The 18,917-nt window shown below is 68.9% G+C and carries 21 protein-coding genes; 9 read left to right on the top strand and 12 right to left on the bottom strand.

Annotation, left to right across the window (positions count from 1 at the left end; all coding sequences use genetic code 11):
* Positions 1-48: 48 nt before the first annotated feature.
* A complete protein-coding gene (gene glpK, locus DA69_RS12570; protein WP_025976375.1) occupies positions 49-1,659 on the bottom strand; it encodes a glycerol kinase GlpK in 1,611 nt (536 codons plus the stop codon).
* 56 nt (positions 1,660-1,715) lie between these two features.
* On the opposite strand from glpK, the gene DA69_RS12565 reads away from it, so the two are divergent.
* Both DA69_RS12565 and DA69_RS12560 read left to right on the top strand, forming a co-directional pair.
* Complete coding sequence (locus DA69_RS12565; RefSeq protein ID WP_025976376.1) at positions 1,716-2,690, top strand: threonine ammonia-lyase; 975 nt, start codon at positions 1,716-1,718, stop codon at positions 2,688-2,690.
* Between the two features lie 65 nt (positions 2,691-2,755).
* Positions 2,756-3,223, top strand: coding sequence for a MaoC family dehydratase (locus DA69_RS12560; RefSeq protein WP_025976377.1), 468 nt, complete (start codon positions 2,756-2,758; stop codon positions 3,221-3,223).
* On the opposite strand, the gene DA69_RS12555 is transcribed toward DA69_RS12560, so the two are convergent.
* Both DA69_RS12555 and DA69_RS12550 read right to left on the bottom strand, forming a co-directional pair.
* The gene (locus DA69_RS12555) at positions 3,220-4,158 is read right to left on the bottom strand and encodes a Gfo/Idh/MocA family protein (RefSeq protein WP_025976378.1); all 939 of its coding nucleotides are present in this window, start codon (positions 4,156-4,158) and stop codon (positions 3,220-3,222) included. The genes DA69_RS12560 and DA69_RS12555 overlap by 4 nt on opposite strands.
* A gap of 5 nt (positions 4,159-4,163) precedes the next feature.
* Positions 4,164-5,324: a DegT/DnrJ/EryC1/StrS family aminotransferase gene (locus tag DA69_RS12550; RefSeq protein WP_025976379.1), complete on the bottom strand. Its 1,161-nt coding sequence runs from the start codon at positions 5,322-5,324 to the stop codon at positions 4,164-4,166.
* A gap of 200 nt (positions 5,325-5,524) precedes the next feature.
* On the opposite strand from DA69_RS12550, the gene DA69_RS12545 reads away from it, so the two are divergent.
* The 3 genes from DA69_RS12545 to DA69_RS12535 all read left to right on the top strand — a co-directional run bounded on the left by DA69_RS12545 (position 5,525) and on the right by DA69_RS12535 (position 8,105).
* Positions 5,525-6,634 carry an AGE family epimerase/isomerase gene (locus tag DA69_RS12545; protein ID WP_025976380.1) on the top strand — a complete coding sequence of 370 codons (1,110 nt, stop codon included), beginning with the start codon at positions 5,525-5,527 and terminating at the stop codon, positions 6,632-6,634.
* 8 nt (positions 6,635-6,642) lie between these two features.
* Positions 6,643-7,149, top strand: coding sequence for a D-glycero-alpha-D-manno-heptose-1,7-bisphosphate 7-phosphatase (locus DA69_RS12540; protein WP_025976381.1), 507 nt, complete (start codon positions 6,643-6,645; stop codon positions 7,147-7,149).
* 62 nt (positions 7,150-7,211) lie between these two features.
* Positions 7,212-8,105, top strand: a complete 894-nt coding sequence (locus DA69_RS12535; RefSeq protein ID WP_025976382.1) for an alpha/beta fold hydrolase — start codon at positions 7,212-7,214, stop codon at positions 8,103-8,105.
* A gap of 220 nt (positions 8,106-8,325) precedes the next feature.
* On the opposite strand, the gene DA69_RS12530 is transcribed toward DA69_RS12535, so the two are convergent.
* From DA69_RS12530 to DA69_RS12520, 3 genes are all read right to left on the bottom strand, one after another.
* Positions 8,326-8,550, bottom strand: coding sequence for an alkylphosphonate utilization protein (locus DA69_RS12530; RefSeq protein WP_025976383.1), 225 nt, complete (start codon positions 8,548-8,550; stop codon positions 8,326-8,328).
* 62 nt (positions 8,551-8,612) lie between these two features.
* Positions 8,613-9,218, bottom strand: a complete 606-nt coding sequence (locus DA69_RS12525) for a DUF4168 domain-containing protein (RefSeq protein WP_025976384.1) — start codon at positions 9,216-9,218, stop codon at positions 8,613-8,615.
* Between the two features lie 157 nt (positions 9,219-9,375).
* Entirely contained in the window at positions 9,376-11,421 is a 2,046-nt protein-coding gene (locus DA69_RS12520; RefSeq protein WP_025976385.1) for an NAD(+) synthase, read from the bottom strand.
* Positions 11,422-11,614: 193 nt separating this feature from the next.
* Here DA69_RS12520 and ftsY point away from each other — a divergent pair, with 193 nt between their 5' ends.
* The 3 genes from ftsY to DA69_RS12505 all read left to right on the top strand — a co-directional run bounded on the left by ftsY (position 11,615) and on the right by DA69_RS12505 (position 14,190).
* Entirely contained in the window at positions 11,615-12,550 is a 936-nt protein-coding gene (gene ftsY / locus DA69_RS12515; protein ID WP_025976386.1) for a signal recognition particle-docking protein FtsY, read from the top strand.
* Positions 12,551-12,553: 3 nt separating this feature from the next.
* Positions 12,554-13,198 (top strand): inner membrane-spanning protein YciB, encoded by a 645-nt coding sequence (locus DA69_RS12510; protein WP_025976387.1) that lies wholly within the window; start codon positions 12,554-12,556, stop codon positions 13,196-13,198.
* A gap of 344 nt (positions 13,199-13,542) precedes the next feature.
* On the top strand, positions 13,543-14,190 hold the full coding sequence (locus DA69_RS12505; protein WP_025976388.1) for a MarR family winged helix-turn-helix transcriptional regulator: 648 nt from the start codon (positions 13,543-13,545) through the stop codon (positions 14,188-14,190).
* A 60-nt stretch (positions 14,191-14,250) separates the two neighbouring features.
* On the opposite strand, the gene DA69_RS12500 is transcribed toward DA69_RS12505, so the two are convergent.
* The 5 genes from DA69_RS12500 to DA69_RS12480 all read right to left on the bottom strand — a co-directional run bounded on the left by DA69_RS12500 (position 14,251) and on the right by DA69_RS12480 (position 17,099).
* Positions 14,251-14,481 (bottom strand): hypothetical protein, encoded by a 231-nt coding sequence (locus DA69_RS12500; protein ID WP_025976389.1) that lies wholly within the window; start codon positions 14,479-14,481, stop codon positions 14,251-14,253.
* A 69-nt stretch (positions 14,482-14,550) separates the two neighbouring features.
* Entirely contained in the window at positions 14,551-15,114 is a 564-nt protein-coding gene (locus tag DA69_RS12495) for a DsbE family thiol:disulfide interchange protein (RefSeq protein WP_025976390.1), read from the bottom strand.
* Positions 15,111-15,263: a heme exporter protein CcmD gene (gene ccmD / locus DA69_RS12490; protein ID WP_003166605.1), complete on the bottom strand. Its 153-nt coding sequence runs from the start codon at positions 15,261-15,263 to the stop codon at positions 15,111-15,113. Before ccmD ends, DA69_RS12495 begins: the two co-directional genes overlap by 4 nt.
* Positions 15,264-15,275: 12 nt before the next feature.
* On the bottom strand, positions 15,276-15,995 hold the full coding sequence (gene ccmC / locus DA69_RS12485; RefSeq protein WP_025976391.1) for a heme ABC transporter permease CcmC: 720 nt from the start codon (positions 15,993-15,995) through the stop codon (positions 15,276-15,278).
* A gap of 69 nt (positions 15,996-16,064) precedes the next feature.
* Entirely contained in the window at positions 16,065-17,099 is a 1,035-nt protein-coding gene (locus tag DA69_RS12480; protein WP_025976392.1) for an adenosine kinase, read from the bottom strand.
* 149 nt (positions 17,100-17,248) lie between these two features.
* Here DA69_RS12480 and DA69_RS12475 point away from each other — a divergent pair, with 149 nt between their 5' ends.
* Positions 17,249-18,139: an ATP-grasp domain-containing protein gene (locus DA69_RS12475; protein WP_025976393.1), complete on the top strand. Its 891-nt coding sequence runs from the start codon at positions 17,249-17,251 to the stop codon at positions 18,137-18,139.
* A 2-nt stretch (positions 18,140-18,141) separates the two neighbouring features.
* On the opposite strand, the gene nth is transcribed toward DA69_RS12475, so the two are convergent.
* Positions 18,142-18,906 carry an endonuclease III gene (gene nth, locus DA69_RS12470; RefSeq protein ID WP_025976394.1) on the bottom strand — a complete coding sequence of 255 codons (765 nt, stop codon included), beginning with the start codon at positions 18,904-18,906 and terminating at the stop codon, positions 18,142-18,144.
* Positions 18,907-18,917: the final 11 nt, after the last annotated feature.

The raw sequence follows: 18,917 nt of genomic DNA, 5'->3' as shown, positions 1-18,917 counted from the left end.
CAAATCGATCTGCAATAATAACTGTTTCAAATGGCGACCACCGCCCGCCTACTCGGGTCGCGCCGCCGCGACGGCCGCCCGCACGGCGGCGCGCCATCCTGTCAGCAGACGCGCTCTTTCCGCTGGCTCCATGCGCGGCGTCCAGACAGCAGGCGACTCAGCAGGCGCGGTCCACAGCGCGGACGTCAGGCCCACGCCATAGGCCGCCAGCCGCGCCGCCCCCATGGCTGTCATTTCCTGAAAGGCCGGGCGCTCGACCTCGACCTCGCAGATGTCGGCGACGAACTGCATGGCGAAGGCGTTGGCGGTGACCCCGCCGTCGACCTTGAGCCGTTTCAGCGGCGGGGCGCCGTCCTTCTTCAAGGCGTCCAGCAGGTCGCGGGTCTGGTAGGCTAGGCTCTCCAGCGCCGCGCGGACCATATGCGCCGGGCCGCTGTCGCGCGTCAGACCGACGATGGTGCCGCGGGCCTCCGGCTCCCACCACGGCGCGCCCAATCCAGTAAAGCCAGGAACCAGATAGACCCCGCCGTTGTCCGTCAGCGACTGGGCCACGGCCTCGGACTGGCGCGAATCCGACAGCACCTTCAGCCCGTCGCGCAGCCATTGGATCGCCGACCCGGCCGAGAAGATGGACCCCTCCAGCGCATAGGCCGCCTCGCCGCCCGCCGCGTAGCCTAGCGTGCCGAGCAGCCGCGAGGTCGAGGCCACCGGCGCCGCGCCGACATTGGCGACCAGGAAGGCGCCGGTGCCATAAGTGATCTTGGCGTCGCCCGGCTTCAGCGCCCCGTGGCCGACCAGAGCCGCCTGCTGGTCCCCCGCCGCGCCGTGAATCGGCAACGCCCGCCCGAACAGCGCCGGATCGGTCTGGCCCAACAGGGCGTCGCAGTCCCTGATCTCAGGCAGGGCCTCGATCGGCACGCGGAACAGGTCGCACAGGTCCGGGCGCCAGGCGCGCGTCGTCAGGTTCATCAGGCTGGTGCGGCTGGCGTTGGTGGCGTCGGTGACGTGGCTCTTGCCGCCCGTCAGCTTCCAGATCAGCCAGGCGTCGATGGTGCCCAGCTTGACCTCGCCCCGCGCCGCCCGCTCGCGCGCGCCGGGCACGGCATCCAGCAACCAGGCGTATTTCGAGGCCGAGAAATAGGGATCGAGGATCAGGCCCGTCGCCGCCTGGACCTTCGCCTCATGCCCTGCCGCCGCCAGCTTGCCCGTCGCCTCGGCCGTACGCCGGTCCTGCCAGACGATGGCGCGGTGCAGCGGCTCGCCCGTCGCCGCGTCCCAGAGCACCGAGGTTTCGCGCTGGTTGGTGATGCCGATGGCGGCGAAACGGCCGACGCCGCCCGCCTTCCTGACCACTTCGCGGCAGGTCTGCAACGTCGCGCGCCAGATCTCGGCCGCGTCATGCTCGACCCAGCCGGAGTGCGGGAAATGCTGCGCCAGCTCGATCTGGCTGACGGCGACGGCGCTGAACGCGCCGTCTTTCTTTGCGCCTATCGGGCTTCGCGCTGCTTGAGGCGCATCTGCCTTTGCGCCTATCGGGCCTTGCCCTGCTTGAGGCGCATCTGCTTTTGCGCCTATCGGGCCTTGTCCTACTTGAGGCTGTGACACTTCAAACGCGATCGCCCGCGTCGAGGTCGTGCCTTGGTCGATGGCGAGGATCATGTTCGCATGCATGATGACACTTATGCAGAGCCCGCGTCCGCGCGTAAGAGGGAACCATGCATACGCCCAGCATCGAAGGCGTCGTCGACGCCGCCCGCCAGATCGCTCCCGCCGCCGTTCGCACGCCGCTGATCGAGCATCCGGCCCTGAACGAGGCCGTCGGCGGGCGGGTGCTGCTGAAGGCGGAGACGCTTCAGGTCGCGGGCGCCTTCAAGTTCCGCGGGGCCTATAACCGCATCAGCCGACTGACCGACGAAGAGAAGACGCGCGGCGTCGTCGCCTATTCCTCGGGCAACCATGCCCAAGGGGTCGCGGCCGCCGCCAAGGCCGTCGGGACCCGCGCCCTGATCGTCATGCCGTCCGACAGCCCGGCGGTGAAGGTCGAGGGGGTGCGCGCCTTTGGCGGCGAGGTGCGCTTCTACGACCGCTGGACCGAGAGCCGCGAGGCCATCGGCGCCGAGATCGCGGCCGAGCGCGGCTGCGTCCTCGTCCCGCCCTTCGACGATCCCTTCGTCATCGAGGGTCAGGGCACGGTCGGGCTGGAGATGCTGGAGCAGGCGGGCGCGCCGATGGACCAGCTGCTGTGCGGCGCCTCGGGCGGCGGGCTGATCGCCGGCATCAATCTGGTCATGGCCGAACAGAGCCCGGACACCCGCGTCATCGTGGTCGAGCCGGAAGCCTTCGACGACACTCGCCGCTCGCTGGCGGCCGGGATGCGCGGCGGCCATCCTGAGGGCGCGCCGTCGATCTGCGACGCCCTGATGGCGCCCATGCCGGGCGAACTGACCTTCCCCATCAACCAACGCCTGTCGGGCGCGGCGACCGTCACCGACGCCGAGGTCGCCGGGGCCATGCGCTTCGCCTTCCGCTGGCTGAAGCTGGTCATCGAACCGGGCGGCGCCGTGTCCCTGGCCGCCCTTCTGTCGGGCAAGGTCGCGGGCGAGGGCCTGACCACCGGCGTCGTCCTGTCCGGCGGCAACGTCGACCCCGGCCTATTCAGCGCCGTCATCGAGGGGCGGTTCGGGGGATGACCTCGCTGGCGCGGGCGGGGAGATAGCGGCTAAGCTGAGGCCCGTCTCTAAGGGGAGCGTCATCCATGACCAAGGCCAGCGAACTTCAATCCATGATCAATCAGGACGTCGGCGTCAGCCGCTGGTTCGACCTGGATCAGGCGCGCATCGACGCCTTCGCTAGTCTGACCGAGGACGAGCAGTTCATCCACGTCGATCCCGAACGCGCCAAGGCGACCCCCTTTGGCGGGACCATCGCGCATGGCTTTTTGACCCTCAGCCTCGCCTCGGCGATGAGCATGGAGGCCGTCGCCCCGCTGGATGATCTGGTCATGTCGGTCAATTACGGCTTCGACCGCCTGCGCTTCCTCGCCCCGGCGCCGTCCGGATCGCGCGTGCGCGGCCGCTTCAAACTGCTGTCAGCTGAAGACAAGGGCGCCCAGGACGGCATGACGCGTTGGCTGCTGAAGCACGAACTGACCATCGAGATCGACGGCGGCGACAAGCCCGCCCTGATCGTCGAATGGCTGACCATGCATGTGGTGAAGACCTAGGTCTTTTCCCCCAGACACCTCAGCGCCACCTCCAGATTGCGCAGGCCGTCCTCGCCCGAAACCGCCGCCGTCTCGCCGGTGCGGATGGCGTGGAGGAAGGCCTCGTGCTCCTTCTTGAGCGGTTCGGCGGGCCAGGAGTTCAGCATCCGCGTCGAGTAGGAGCCGTCCGGCTGCTGGCCGAAATACTCGGTCACCTGGCGGGTGATCAGATCGGCGACGATGAAGCGGGTCTTGGTGGCGACCTGCAGGGTGCGGGTCTTGTAGGGCGTGACCCAGTTGGTGGTGATGTGGGCGATCACGTCATTGGCCATGCGGAACTGCAGCAGGGCCGAATCCTCGCGCGAGGCGTGGGCATGACCCAGCAGGGACTGGACCTCGGTCATCTCCGACCCCGTCAGGTGACGGATGATGTCGATGTCGTGCACCGCCAGGTCGATGACCACCCCGACCTCGCCCATGCGCGGCGGGAAGGGGCCGACGCGGGTGATCTGGATGGAGATGATCTCGTCGCCGTCGATGGCGCGCTTGACCGTCTCGACCGCCGGGTTGAAGCGCTCGACATGGCCGACCATCAGCACGCGGTTGTTCGACTTGGCCGCATCGATCATGGCCTGGGCGTCGGCGACCGTGGCCGCGATCGGCTTTTCGACCAGCACATGGACGCCCGCATTCAGCAGGGCCACGCCCAACTCGGCATGATAGCGGTTCGGCGTGGCGATGACGGCGGCGTCCAGACCGGCGGCGACGAAAGCCTCGGCCGTCGTCACGGCGGTCGCGCCATAGGCGGCGGCCACGCCCTCGGCCGTCACGGCGTCGGGATCGAACACCGTCGTCAGCTCGACGTCGCGCAGTTCGGCCAGCACGCGGGCGTGGTTGCGGCCCATGACGCCGGCGCCGGCGACGCCGATCTTGAGGGGGGTCTGGTGGATGGTCATGCGGATCAGGCCTTGAAGCTGGCGACGGCGGCGATGATGCGGTCCTGCGTCTGTGCGTCGAGGTCCGAGTGCATCGGCAGGCTGATCACCACATCCTTCAGCCGCTCGGTGACAGGCAGGCCCCCGGCGCCGCGCGGGAAATGCTCATAGGCGGGCTGCAGGTGCAGCGGGATCGGATAATAGACCGCCGTGGGCACGCCCTGATCCTTCAGGTGCGCGGCCAGGGCGTCGCGGTCGGGATGCTCGACCGTATACTGCGCCCAGTTGGAGACATTGCCCGCCGGAACGTCCGGAACCTTGGCGACGTGGGCGCGCAGGCCCTCGTTGTAGCGGGCGGCGGCGGCGTTGCGCCATTCGATCTCCTGGCCGAAGACCTTCAGCTTCTCGATCAGGACAGCGGCCTGGATGGTGTCCAGGCGGCTGTTCAGGCCGATGCGCATGTTCAGGTATTTGGGGTCGTGGTCAAAGGTCCGGTCCTTCAGGTCGACCGCCACCGCCTTGCCGTGGACGCGGATGGAATCCATCAGCTGTGCCAGATCGTCGTCGTTGGTCAGCACCGCCCCGCCGTCGCCGTAGCAGCCCAGCGGCTTGGCCGGGAAGAAGCTGGTGGTGGTCACGTCGGCCCATTTCAGCGGGTGCGCGCCGTCGATCGTGCAGCCGAAGCCCTGGGCCGAGTCCGAGATCAGTTTCAGATCATATTTGTCGCAGATCGCCTTGATGGCCGGATAGTCGGCCGGCTGGCCGAACAGGTCGACGGCGATGACCACGCGTGGGGTCAGGCGACCCTCGGCCTTGATGCCCTCGATGGCCCGCTCCAGGGCGGCCGGGTCCATGTTGTAGGTGTTCTCGTCCACGTCGACGAAGACCGGCTCGGCGTCGAACCAGGGCACGACCTCGGCCGTGGCGGCGAAGGTGAAGCTGGGGACAAAGACCGCGTCGCCGCGCCCGATCCCCCAAGCCATCAGCGGCAGGGCCAGGGCGTCGGTGCCGTTGGCGCAGCCCAGGGCGTGCTTGGCCTTGCCGAAGGCGGCCAGGTCGGCCTCGAACTGGCGCACCTGCGGACCCATGACCCAGGCGCCGCCGACCACGGCCTCCTGGACGGCGGCCTCGATCTTGCCGGCGAGGCGAAGGCGCTGGGCCTGGAGGTCGATGAAGGGAATGGTCATTGCGATGTCGCTCTCTCGATAGGGCCGGCGCGGCGGGGGATCGTCTTCCGGGGCGCGGACGCGAAGGCGGGTCGTCTGTGTCAGGCTGCGTCCTACCAAAGCGCCGGGGTGCTGAACAAACCCTCCGGGGTCACTTCGCGTTGCGCGATGCAACGAAGGGGCGGCTTGGCAAAGCCATGGGCGCCGCCTAATCCGGGATCATGCGCTTCGACCCCGCCGCCAAGGAACAGGTTAGCGACTGGCTGTTCGGCCAGGCTCTGCCGCTGTGGGCGCGAGCCGGGGTCGACGCCGACGGGCGCTTCTATGAGAAGCTGGATTTCAGCGGGCGGGCCGTCACCGGCGCTCCGCGTCGCACACGGGTTCAGGCGCGCCAGATCCATGTCTTCGCCGAGGCGTCGGCGCTGGGCTGGAGCGAGGGCGAGGCCATCGCCCGCGCCGGACTGGACGCCCTGATCGACGGCGCCCGGCGCGACGACGGCCTGTGGGTGCGCGCCACGGACGATGCGGGCGCGGTCATCGACGCCACGCCGGACCTGTATGACCTGGCCTTCGTGCTGTTCGCTCTTGCGGGGGCGCATCGAGTGCTGAAGGACGAGCGGGCGCGGCCTCTGGCGCTGGAGACCCTGACCGCCATCGAGGCCCAGATGGCCGACCCGGAACACGGCGGCTGGCAGGAGGCGCTGCCGCCCGTCCTGCCCCGCCGCCAGAACCCGCACATGCATATGCTGGAGGCCCTGCTGGCCTGGCAGGCGACCGCGCCTGATCCTGCGTTCGAGACGGCGGCGCGGTCGGTGCTGGACCTGTTCAACCGCCGCTTCTTCGACCGCGAGCATCTGATGCTGGGCGAGTTCTATGGGCGCGACTGGAGCATCCGCCCCGGGTCCGAAGGCCAGTGCATCGAGCCCGGCCATCACATGGAATGGGTCTGGCTGCTGAGCGAGGCGGCGCGCCTCGGCCTGCCCGATCACGGCGCAGCGGCGCGCGCGCTTTACACCAGCGCCCTGACCTGCGGAGTTCGCGTCGATGGCCTGGCTGTGCGCGAGATCGACCGGATCGGACGGGTCCGCGACGGCGGCGTGCGCCTGTGGGCCCAGACCGAGCTGCTGCGGGCCCTGCATCTGCGCGGCGATCAGGACCGAGCGGCCCGTCTGGTCGACCGCCTGTTCGAAACGCACCTGGCGACGCCGCGCGCCGGCCTGTGGTTCGACGCCTTCGACGCCGACGGCCGGGCGCAGGACGCGGCCGTCCCCGCCTCGACCTTCTATCATCTGATGACGGCCTTCTCGGCCCTGCTGACGGAGCCATCATGAGCCGACCCATGAAACGTCCAGGGGCCTTTCTGGATCGCGACGGCGTGCTGATCGTCGACAGCGGCTATCCGCACCGGCCCGACCAGCTGGTGCTGATCCCCGGCGCGGCCGAGGCGGTGAAGCGGCTGAAGGAGGCGGGCTATGTCGCCGTCATCGTCACCAACCAGTCAGGCGTGGCGCGCGGCATGTTCAGCGAAGAGACCATGCATGAATTCAACCGCCAGCTGATCGAGCGGCTCGCCGAGGGCGGCGGGCGCATCGACGCCGTCTACGCCTGTCCCTTTCACTCTGAGGCGGCGGATGAGCGCTATCGCCACCCCGACCACCCCGACCGCAAACCCAATCCGGGCATGTTGCTGAAAGCCGCCGCCGAGCATGATCTGGACCTGTCCCGCTCGCTGATGATCGGGGACCAGCCGTCGGACATGGAGGCGGCGCGGCGCGCGGGCGTGGCGGGCCATCGCTTCACCGAGGGCGACCTGGATCAATTCGTCCGCGATCTGCTGCCCGGCTGATCGCTATTCCGCATCCGATGAATTAACGTCGTCCGCGTAGATTGACTGTTCGGAGACGCCCCATGTCGATGACCACCCCGTTGGCCGACCGCTATGTCGAGCGCCGCTGGACTTCGCCCGACGGCCTCAGCCTTTACGCCCGCGACTACGCCCCGGCCGAGGGGCCGGCCCGCCTGCCGGTCATCGCCATCCACGGCCTGACGCGCAACAGCGCCGATTTCGGCGCCATCGCCGGGCTGATCGCGCACAGCGGGCGCCGCGTCCTGGCCGTCGACGTGCGTGGGCGCGGCCGGTCGGACCGGGCGCCCGACCCCATGACCTACACGCCGGACGTCTACGCCAAGGACGTCGTCGCCCTGATGGAGCAGACGGGGATCGAGAAGGCGGTCTTCCTCGGCACCTCGATGGGCGGGCTGATCACCATGGCGCTGACGGCGCTGAAGCCCAAAGCCATCGCCGCCGCCATCCTGAACGACGTCGGCCCCGAAGTCGCCGCCGAGGGCCTGGCCCGCATCGCCGCCTATACCGGCCAGCCGGTCGTGATCGACAGCTGGGACGACGCTGCAGCCTACGCCCGACGCATCAATGAGACGGTCTTTCCCGATTATACGGATGCGGATTGGGCCGCCTTCTCGCGCCGAATCTTCCGCGAGGGGACCGAAGGCGCGCCGGTGCTGGACTACGATCCCGACATCGCAGCGCCGTTCAAGGCGGCCGGGTCCAAGGCCCTGGTCCCCAACCTGTGGCCATCGTTCCGGGCTCTGGCGCGCAAAAAGCCGACCCTGCTGGTGCGCGGCGGAACCTCGGACCTGCTCAGCCCCGCCATCGTCGATAAGATGAAGAAGGCCGCGCCCAGCCTCGCCTACGCCGAGATCCCCGGCGTGGGCCACGCCCCCATGCTGGACGAACCCGAGGCGCGGGCGGCCATCTTCGAGTTTCTGGCGGGGGTGGGCTGAGGCGACCCTCCTCGTCATCCCGGCCGCAGCGGAGCGGAGAGCCGGGACCGCCCGGGACGCTGCCGCCAGCTGTTCAAACGCCGCGTTTCCGCCGGTCCCGGATAGCCCTACGGGCTTCCGGGATGACAGGGTCACGAGGTCACGGGCCTCAAGTAGCGCAAAGCGCGATAGGCCCCTTAAATGCGCCTCAAGTAGCGCGAAGCGCGGTAGGCCTCTTAAATTATGCCTTCTTGACGAACTCCGTGCGCAGGACCAGGCCGCGCACCTTTTCGACGTTGGCTTCGATTTCATCGGGATCGCCGGTCAGGCGGATGTTCTTGACCATCGTGCCGCGCTTCAGCGTCACCCCGCCCGAGCCCTTGACCTTCAGGTCCTTGATCAGGGTCACGCTGTCGCCGTCCGACAGGATGTTGCCGTTGGAGTCCTTGGTGACGTCGTCGCTCATGATCGGTCCTGCCTGCAATAGAGAGAAGGCCGCCGCTTCCGCGACGGCCCGTCCCGTATGGCCTATTCGCCCTGCCGCGCCTGGGCAAGGGCGATGCGCGCCTGAAGCTGCTCATCCTGAGCCGTGGCGGCGGAAATGGCGTTGAAGCGCTCGATCTCGAGGCCCGAGTTCTGGATGGCGGCCGCCATCTGCGCCTGCTGCTCCTCATTGGGCTGGGCGCCGTTCAGGGCGCGGGCGACGCCAGAGATTTCAGCCATGGCGGCGGCGAACTGACTGATTTCGGCGTCCGTCACGCCAGCGCCCACGGAGCCGGGCGCAGACGGGGCGGCGCCAGCCACGGCGGCGCGCGCCTGCAGCACCGGATCCGCCGAGACGGCGGCCGAAATAGCGTTGAAGCGCTCGACGGCCAGGCCCGAGTTTTGCACGGCGGCGGCCATCTGGGCTTGTTGCTCCTCGGTGGGCGTTCCGTTCTGGACGGAGGCGGCCACGCTCGAGACCGTCTTCATGGCGGCGGCGAACTGGGCCAGTTCGGCGTCGGTGGGCTCGCCGGCCGGGGCAGGCGCGGCGGCGGGCGCCGGTTCAGCGCCGTCCTGCGCCAGAGCGGGCGCGGCGGTCAGAAACAGGGCGGCCAGAATGGCGGTCGGGGCGGCGGCCGTTGCAAAACGCATGGCGTATCCTTCTCCAGTCCCGAACGCTCAGCCCCTAGGCTGACCCGGACAGGTCCGGGCTCTCCCGCACGACCGGGCTATGTCAGTCTCACAGAGGGCGGGGAGGTCGAAACGCTAACCTGCGTGATGCAGGCGGGTAAACCCCGAAACGGCGCTTTCAACTCTCAGGCGTATTGGCGTCCAGTTCGTCCAGCCACACCCGCGCTGAGGAATCCGACGGCGCGCGCCAGTCGCCACGCGGCGACAGCGACCCGCCGGTGACCACTTTCGGCCCGTTCGGCACGGCCGAGCGCTTGAACTGGCTGGTCTGGAAGAAGCGGATCAGGAACTTGCGCAGCCAGCCCTTGATGGTCGGCAGGTCATAGGCGACCCGCTCGCCCTGCGGCAGGCCGACCGGCCAGCGTCCCGTCGCCGCGTCGCCCCAGGCCTGATGCGCCAGGAAGGCGACCTTGGACGGCTTGAAGCCGAAGCGGCTGATGTAGAACAGGAAGAAGTCGTTCAGCGCATAGGGACCGACGATGCTCTGCGTCGACTGGATCGCCCCGTCGGCGCCCGCGGGCACCAGCTCGGGCGAGATCTCGGTAGCCAGAATGGCGTGCAGGGTCGGCGTCGCGGCCTCGCCCACCAGACCGCGCTCGGCCACCCAACGGATCAGGTGCTGGATCAGGGTCTTCGCCACCCCGCCGTTGACGTTGTAGTGGCTCATGTGGTCGCCGACGCCATAGGTGCACCACCCCAGCGCCAGTTCCGACAGATCGCCGGTGCCCAGAACGAAGCCGTGGTTCTGATTGGCCAGCCGGAACAGATAGTCGGTGCGCAGACCCGCCTGCACGTTCTCAAAGGTGATGTCGTGCACCGGCTCGCCGTTCGCGAAAGCATGGCCGATGTCGCGCAGCATCTGTTCGGCGGCGGGCCGGATGTCGATCTCGGCGCCCGTCACGCCCAGCGCCGTCATCAATTTCCAGGCGTTGGACTTGGTCCCCTCGGAAGTGGCGAAACCGGGCATGGTGAAGGCCAGAATGCCCGTGCGCGGCAGCTCCAGCCGGTCAAAGGCGCGACAGGCGACCAGCAGGGCCTGGGTCGAATCCAAACCGCCCGAGACGCCGATCACCAGGGTCTTGGACCCCGTCGCCGTCATCCGCCGCATCAGGCCCTGGACCTGAATGTTGAAGGCCTCGAAGCAGTCCTGATCCAGCCGCGCCGCATCGTCCGGGACGAAGGGGAAGCGGTCCAGCGGGCGGATCAGGGCGTCGGCCGGCCCCTCCCCCGCCTCGAACGGAACCACCGTCGCGGCCTCGCCCTCGATCCGGGCGCAGTCGGCGAAGGTGCCGTTGCGTAAGCGGTCCAGACCGATGCGGTCCACGTCCACGTCGGCCACCGTCAGATGGCTATGCATCGCGAACCGTTCGCCCTCGGCCAGCCGCGCGCCCAGCTCATGGATGGTCGCCTGACCGTCCCACGCCAGATCGGTGGTGCTTTCGCCCCAGCCCGAAGCGGCGAAAACATAGGCCGACAGGGTGCGCGCCGACTGGCTGGCGCACAGCAGGGCGCGCTCGTCGGCCTTGCCGATGACGATGTTGGAGGCCGACAGGTTGCACAGGATGCGCGCGCCTGCGAGCGCCGCCCGCGTGGACGGCGGCAGCGGCGCCCAGAAGTCCTCGCAGACCTCGACCGCAAAAACGAAGCCCGGCCGGTTCGTCGCCTCAAAGATCAGGCCCGGGGCGAAGTCGACGCGCTCGCCATTGAGGACGACGGCGTCCTCGCTACGGCTGGCGGCGGGCGCGAACCAGCGCTTCTCATAGTATTCGCGATAGTTGGGCAGATAGGTCTTGGGGACCACGCCCAGCACCTCGCCCCCGCCCAGCACGACGGCGCAGTTGAACAGGGCGTCGCCGTTGCGGATCGGCGCGCCGATGACGGCGATCACGCTCGCCTCGTCCGCGACCGCGGCCAGACGGGCGATCTGGCGCTCGACCTCGTCCAGCAGGGCCGCCTGCAGGTGCAGGTCGTCGATGGCGTAGGCGCTCAGCGACAGTTCGGGGAAGACCAGCAGGTCCACGCCCTTCTCGCCCGCCTGACGGATCAGCCGTGCATGCTCCTCGGCGTTGGCGGCCGGGTCGGCGATATGAACCACCGGGGTCGCGGCGGCGACGCGCACGAAGCCGTGGCGGCTGGGGGCATGGAAGGAACTGTTCGAGGCCATCAATCCATCCGCTCATCCCGGCGGACGCCGGGATCCAGTGAGAGCCGCGAGGCGCGGCGCTCGATCTCTAAGACCGTTCGATCAATATAGGGTTGCGGCCCGAAGCCAAAGCACTGGGTCCCGGCGTCCGCCGGGATGAGCGGGCAGCGGGAAGTTCGTGACCTGCGAACCGCCGTCGGCTAAGGCTCACACCATGAGCGATACGCCCAAAAAAGGCTGGTTTCAGCGGCTGAGCGCGGGTCTGTCCCGATCCTCCAAGCAGATGACCGATCAGGTCGTCTCGACCTTCGTGAAGGAGCCCCTCTCGGAGGAGGCGCTGGAGCGGCTGGAGGAACATCTGATCGAGAGCGATCTGGGTCCCGCCGCCTCGGCCCGCATCGTCGAGCGCTTTCGCGCCCTGCGGTTCGGCAAGACCTCTGACGAGCGCGAGGTCAAGGAAGCCTTGGCCGAGGCCGTGGCGGCCGAACTGACGCCGCGTCAGGCGACGTTCGATCCCCTCAGCGGGCCCAAGCCCTATGTGGTCCTGTTCGTCGGCGTGAACGGCTCGGGCAAGACGACGACCCTGGGCAAGATCGCCTCCGACCTGACAGGCAAGGGCGCCAAGGTGATGATCGTCGCCGGCGACACCTTCCGCGCCGCCGCCCGCGAGCAGCTGAAGGTCTGGGCCGACCGCGCGGGCGCTCATTTCGAAAGCCGCCGCGACGGCGCCGACGCCGCCGGTCTGGCCTTCGACGCATACGCCAAGGCCAAGGCGGAAGGCTTCGACGTCGTCCTGATCGACACGGCCGGGCGGCTGCAGAACAAGTCCACCCTGATGGACGAACTACTCAAAATCGTGCGCGTGCTGAAGAAGGTCGATGCGGACGCCCCGCACGAAACCCTGCTGGTGCTGGACGCCACCGTCGGCCGCAACGCGCTGGAGCAGGAAAAGATTTTCGGCCGCACCGCCTATGTCTCGGGCGTGGTGATGACCAAGCTGGACGGCACCGCGCGCGGCGGCGTCCTGGTGCCGGTGGCCCAGGCCTCCGACGCCCCGATCAAGCTGATCGGCGTCGGCGAAGGGGTCGAGGACCTGCAACCTTTCGACGCCCGCGCGTTTTCCCGATCGCTGGTCGGGCTTGAGGACTGATCCATGACTGAAGCGACCCAGAGCAAACGTCCGCAATGGATCCGGCAGGCCGTCGACTTCGGCGCCCTGGTCGCCTTCATGGCCGCCTATTTCATCACCCGCGACATGATCAAGGCGACGTGGGTGCTGGTCATCGCCTCGATGATCGCCCTGGCCGTCGGCTTCGTGCTGGAGCGGCGCCTGGCGCCCATGCCCCTGATCACCGGCGGCTTCGCCCTGGTGTTCGGCGTCCTGACCATCGTCACCGACGACGACCTGTTCGTGAAGCTCAAGCTGACGGTACAGAACGGCCTGCTGGCCGCCGTCCTGCTCGGCTCGCTGCCGCTGAAGAAATACCCGTTCAAGGCCCTGCTGGGCTCGGCCATCAAGGTGACCGACGAGGCGTGGCGCAAACTGACCTTCCGCTACGGCCTCTACTTCCTGGCCGTCGCCATCGCCAATGAAGTGTTCCGCAGCCCGACCGCCGTCACCGCCATCTGGTCGGCGCTCAACCTGGGGACGCCCGATCCCAACGGCGTCTGGACCGCCTTCCGCGGCGTGCTGTGGATCGCGGCCTCGATCTTCGGCCTGTCGCAGGTGCCGCTGATCCTGAAGAACATGACCAAGGACGAGGAACCGGGCCCCGTCTCGCCCGACACGGGCCTTTAGGGTTGGGTCTCACTTCTCCCGTCATCCTCGGGCTTGACCCGAGGATCGGATTGTCCGCCTGCGCGACGTCGGAACGCAAAAGCGCGCCGCTAGGCTCGATCCTCGGGTCAAGCCCGAGGATGACGGAGGCATAGCAGGGCTCGATCATCCATTTCCGGGCCTCAAGTAGGGCGAAGCCCGATAGGCCCGCCAACAAAGGCCTCAAGCAGCGCGAACGCGCGGTAGGCCTGCTTAAATGTCTTCAAACCGTCAGCGTTTGCGTCGTCAAAGCGTTAAGCCAGACTGTTAGCTGTCGCAGCATCATCCGGCCACGGCCGGTATCGGGCTGTTCGGGAACGAAGACGATGATCAAGTCGGGCAAGCAGGCCAAGATCAAGGGCGGGCTGGCGGAATCGCCGAGCCACCTGATTCATCGGGCGCTGCAGCTGGCGCTGGACATCTACGCCGAGGAAGCCGGGCCGGAGGGGTTGACCCAGCGCCAGTTCGCCGTGCTGGAGGCCGTGGCCGCCCGCTCGGGCCTGACGCAGACCGACCTGGTCAAGGCGACCGGGATCGACCGCTCGACCCTGGCGGATCTGGTGGCGCGCATGACGACCAAGGGCCTGCTGGAGCGCGAACGCTCGACGCTGGATGCGCGCGCCAAGGCCGTTCGCCTGTCGCCTGAGGGCGAGGCCGCCCTCATCGCCGCCCGCCCGCGCGTCGAGGCCGCCGACAAGCGGATCATGGGCCTGCTGCCCAAATCCAAGCGCGACAGTTTCCTGGACCTGCTTTGCAGCCTCTCCGACGCCGCCGACGCCGCCCCCGAACAAGTCCGCGCCGAGGTCAAGGCGGCGAAGAGAGCCGCCAAGGAAGCCAAGAAGGCGGAAAAGGCCGCGCGCAAAGGCGACGACCGGGGCAGGAAGAAGAAGGGCGAGCCGGTCGTGGAGCAACCGCAGGCTGATACCGCGGCCGACGCCGTTGTGGTCCCGCTCAAGGGCGCGACTGAAAGCTGACCCCTTCCTCTCCCGCTCATCCCGGCGTCCGCCGGCAGGAGCGGAGCATGAGGCCGCAGCCTATACCCGAATGTCCAGCAGCGAGCCGGGGCGTTGCAGCCGCGATGTCGGCGCCGCCTGTTCGACCGGCGCAGAAACCGCCGCAGCCGAACGCATCGTCTCCTCAGCCGCAACCGGCGCCGCCAGCCCCATGGCTTGGCGGAAGAAGGCCGACTGGGCCGTTCTCAGGGCGTGGGCCGCGCCGCCCGCCTGAGGCGGAAAGGCCGGCCGCTCGGACGAAATGGCGGACATGGGCCAAGGATGCCCGCGCTTCGTCTAGATATGGTTAATGCGCGATTCACCCTGTTTCGGGCGGTCGCCTCAACGCGCTGGAGCGTTCAGGGCGTCGGTCAGCGTCTTCAGATCGGCGTCGGTCAGGATCGGCCCCGAGGACTTGGCGACGATGGTCCCATAGGCGTCGACGGCGAAGCTCTCGGGCACGCCCGACACGCCCAGGTCCAGCCCGGCGCGTCCCTCGCGGTCGACCAGCACCAGACGATAGGGGTCGCCCAGCTCGTCCAGGAAGGCGTCGGTGGCGACGGGGTCGTCCTTATAGGCCACGCCGACCACGGCGATCCCCTGCTCCTTCAGCTCCATCAGCTGCGGATGCTCCAGGCGGCACGGCGCGCACCAGCTGGCGAAGACGTTGACGATCATCGGCTTGCCCACGCCCGCCGTCTTCAGGTCCAGAAGGTCGTCGCTGGCCTTGCCGTCCGACAGGATGGGCAGGACCGTCGTCTCGGGGATGAGCTGACCGACCAGCGCGTCGGGACGATAGGTCGGCCCGGCGGCGGGGTCGCCCGCCATCCGGTCCATCTGCGTCATCAGAAAGACGCCCAGCGCGACCAGAACGACGATGGGCAGCAGGGCCAGCCAGCGCTTCATTTACGCGCGGCCTCCAGCCGGGCCAGCTCCCGCTTCCAGCGGCGGGCGGCGATCAGGGCGCGCGCCGACAGGGCGGCCAGCACCACGGCGCTGATCCCCCAAGCGGGCCAGACGAAGGCGCCGTAGGGGCTCATGTCCAGATCAAGCATGAGACAACTCCATCAGGCTTCCAGCGCCGCGCGGGCGCGAAGGGTCAGAACACGACGGCGACGGACCTCGGTGCGGATCGACGTCAGCCAGATCGCCCCGAACAGCACGGCGTAGGCCGCCATCATCGTCAGCAGGGCGGGCAGGAAGACCGGGTCCACGCTGGTCCCGCCCGACCGCAGCAGCGACGCGGGCTGGTGCAGGGTGTTCCACCAATCGACCGAGAACTTGACGATCGGCAGGTTGATCAGGCCGACCAGACCCAGCACCGCCGCCGCCCGCGCCGCCTTGGCCTCATCGTCGATCGAGCTGCGCAGGGCCATATAGCCGAGGTAGAAGAGGAACAGCACCAGCACCGAGGTCAGGCGCGCGTCCCACACCCACCACGTCCCCCACATGGGCTGGCCCCACAGGGCGCCGGTGACCAGGGCCAGGGCGGTCAAGGCCGCACCCGGCACGGCGGCCGCCCGCGCCGCTGCATCGGCCAGCGGATGGCGGAACACCAGGGCGAAGAAGCTAGAGACACCCAGCGCTCCATAGGCCATCAGCCCCAGCGACGCCGCCGGGACGTGAATGAACATGATGCGCACCGTGTCGCCCTGCTGATAGTCGCCCGGCGCGGCGAAGCTGAACCACGTCCCCAGCAGCAGCAGGCCGAGCGCGCAGATCCACAGCACCGGAACCAGGGGGCCGGTGAAGCGCATGAAGCGGTCGGGATTGGCGAGGCCGAACATGGGCCGCCGATTACGCGGCCCAGCGCCCCACGGCAAGCGGGCGCGGCGTCCGACCCTTTGTCGCGGCTCTTAGAGGCTCAGGCCGTGCTGCGCCGCCAGATCCTTCAGCCCGACCATCGGACGCGGACCCCAGTGGGCGATGACTTCCGACGCGGCCAGCGAACCCAACGCCCCGGCCTCGGCCAGGGACAGGCCGCGCGACAGGCCCAGCAGAACGCCCGCCGCGTACTGATCCCCGGCGCCCGTGGTGTCGACGACCTTCTCGACCGGATAGGCGGCGACCTCGACCCGCTCGCCGCCGCGGAACAGCACCGAACCGGCGGCGCCGCGCGTCACGGCCGCCACCTCGACGATGCGGCCAAGGTGGGCGGCGGCGTGGTCAAAGTCCTCGGTCTCGAACAGGGCGTGCAGCTCGGCCTCATTGGCCAGGACGATGTCAGCCGAGCTCTCGATGAAGGCCAGCAGTTCAGCGCGCCAGCGGTGCACCACGAAGCTGTCCGACAGGGTGATGGCGACCTTGCGGCCCGCCGCATGGGCGGCGGCGGCGGCGGCCTCGAAAGCCGCGCGGGCCGGGGCCGGATCGAACAGATAGCCTTCCAGATAGACGATGGCGCTGTCGCCGATCACGCCCGCGTCGACGTCGGCCGTCGTCAGCTGGTTGGCGGCGCCCAGGAAGGTGCACATGGTGCGCTGGCCGTCCGGCGTGACGTTGATCAGGCAGCGGCCGGTGCCGAAACCCTTACCGGCGCCGTCTTCCAGCACGGGGGTGTCGAAGTGGACGCCGACAGCGCGGATGTCGTGGCTGAAGACCTCGCCCAGGGTGTCCTTGGCCACCTTGCCGATATAGGCGGCGCGCCCGCCGAACGAGCCGACGCCCGCCACGGTGTTGCCCGCCGATCCGCCCGAGGCCTCGACCCCCGCCGCCATGGCGTCATACAGGGTCGCGCTCTGCGCCTCGTCGACCAGCTGCATCGAGCCGGGGATCAGGCCCTTGGCCTCCAGGAAGGCCGCATCGCACGGCGCCAGGACGTCGACGATGGCGTTGCCCAGGGCGCAGACGTCGAAACGGGCGTTTTGGGCGAAGGCGGGCAGGGATTGGGTCATGTCCGCCCCATAGCGGGCGAGACGGCCGCGCGCCAGTGCGCCGGCCCCGCTGCCGTGCGAAAAGCGGCCCTTCACGCCGATCCGGCGGCGGCCTAAAGCCGATGGACCTGTTGCACACCGCCCTCGCCGGGCCTTGCGGAGCCGCGCCTATGACCGACGTCGCCGTCCTGACCCCCGACCCGGCCGACCCCACCTATTCGACCCTGTGGCCGGGCGTGCTGGACCGGCTGGGCGAGGCGCTGGCGACGGCGGGGATCACGGCGCGGCCGACGCCCTGGACCGATCACGTCGAGAACGCCCGCGCCCTGATGGACTTCCCCCTGGTCCTGCCGCTGCTGGTCTGGGGCTATCATCAGGGCCACGACCGCTGGGTCCAGGCCTGCACGACCTGGGCCGAGGCGGGCGCGCCCCTGGCCAATCCAGCCGCGACCCTGCGCTGGAACGCCGACAAACGCTATCTGGCCCGCCTGGGGGAGAAAGGCGTCGCCGTGCCCGAGACGATCTTCGCCGACCACGTCGACGCTGCGGTTCTGGAAGCCGCCTTCGCCGCGACAGGCGCCGAAACCCTGATCGTCAAGCCCACCGTCTCGGGCGGCGCCTGGCGCACCCTGCGGGTGACGGCGGGCGAACCCTTGGACGTGGCTCTGGCCAATGCCCCCGTCGGCGGGACGATGATCCAGCCCTATCTCAAGGCCATCGAGACCGAGGGCGAGACCTCCCTGCTCTATTTCGGCGGCGAACTGAGCCACGTCGTGAACAAGCGCCCCGGCGCGGCGGGCGAGTTCCGCATCCAGACCCAGTACGGCGGACAATACCAGGCGCTGAAGGCCGCGCCTCAGGGCGCGCTGGATCTGGCCGAACGCACCCTGGCCGTCATCGACGAAGACCTCCTCTACGCCCGCATCGACATGACGAAGGGCGACGACGGCGACTGGGTGCTGATGGAGGCCGAACTGATCGAGCCGGACTTCTACCTGGCCGCCGCGCCTGAAGCTGGCGCCCGCTTCGGTCAGGCGGTGCGGGCGCGGCTGGAGCGCTAGGCCTACACGCCCATGAAGCTGGCCCGCGACGGGCACAGGTCCGAGATCACGCATCCCGCGCACTTCGGCCGCTGGGCCAGACAGGTGTAGCGGCCGTGCAGGATCAGCCAATGGTGGGCCTTGGGCAGCCAGGCCTCCGGCACCACCTGATGCAGCTGGGCCTCGACCTTGTCCGGCGTCGAAGCGTTGGCCAAGCCCAGCCGATGCGAGACACGGAAGACGTGGGTGTCCACCGCGATGGCCGGCTCGATCCCCAGTTCGTTCAGCACCACGCTGGCGGTCTTGCGCCCCACGCCCGGCAGAGCCTGCAGGTCGGCGCGGTTCAGCGGCACCTCGCCGCCGTGCTTCTCGACCAGCATCCGCGCGGCGGCGATGACGTTCTTCGCCTTGGTGCGATACAGGCCGATCGACGAGATCAGCGGGATCAGCCCCTCCTCGCCCAGGGCCAGCATTTTCTGCGGCGTGTCGGCCACGGCGAACAAGGCGCGCGTGGCCTTATTGACCCCCACGTCGGTCGCCTGGGCCGACAGGGCGACCGCCACCACCAGGGTGTAGGGATTGACGAATTCCAGCTCGGTCTTGGGGTCGGGCATGACGCCGGACAGGCGGACGAAGATCTCCTCCACCCGATCCTCATCCGGCGGCCAGGCGATAATCGCCCCGACGGGGGCCGTCTTCGGCTGGCGCGAGCGCTTGCCGGGCGGCGGGGTCAGGCCGGCCTTCTGAACGGCCTTCTTCTGGCGGGACGCGGATTTCAACGGAGCCATGCCCCCGCTTC

It is taken from the genome of Brevundimonas naejangsanensis, from assembly GCF_000635915.2.
GTDB lineage: Bacteria > Pseudomonadota > Alphaproteobacteria > Caulobacterales > Caulobacteraceae > Brevundimonas > Brevundimonas sanguinis.
The sequence above is the reverse complement of the archived record's forward strand: the minus strand, read 5'-3'. Positions and strand labels throughout refer to the sequence as shown.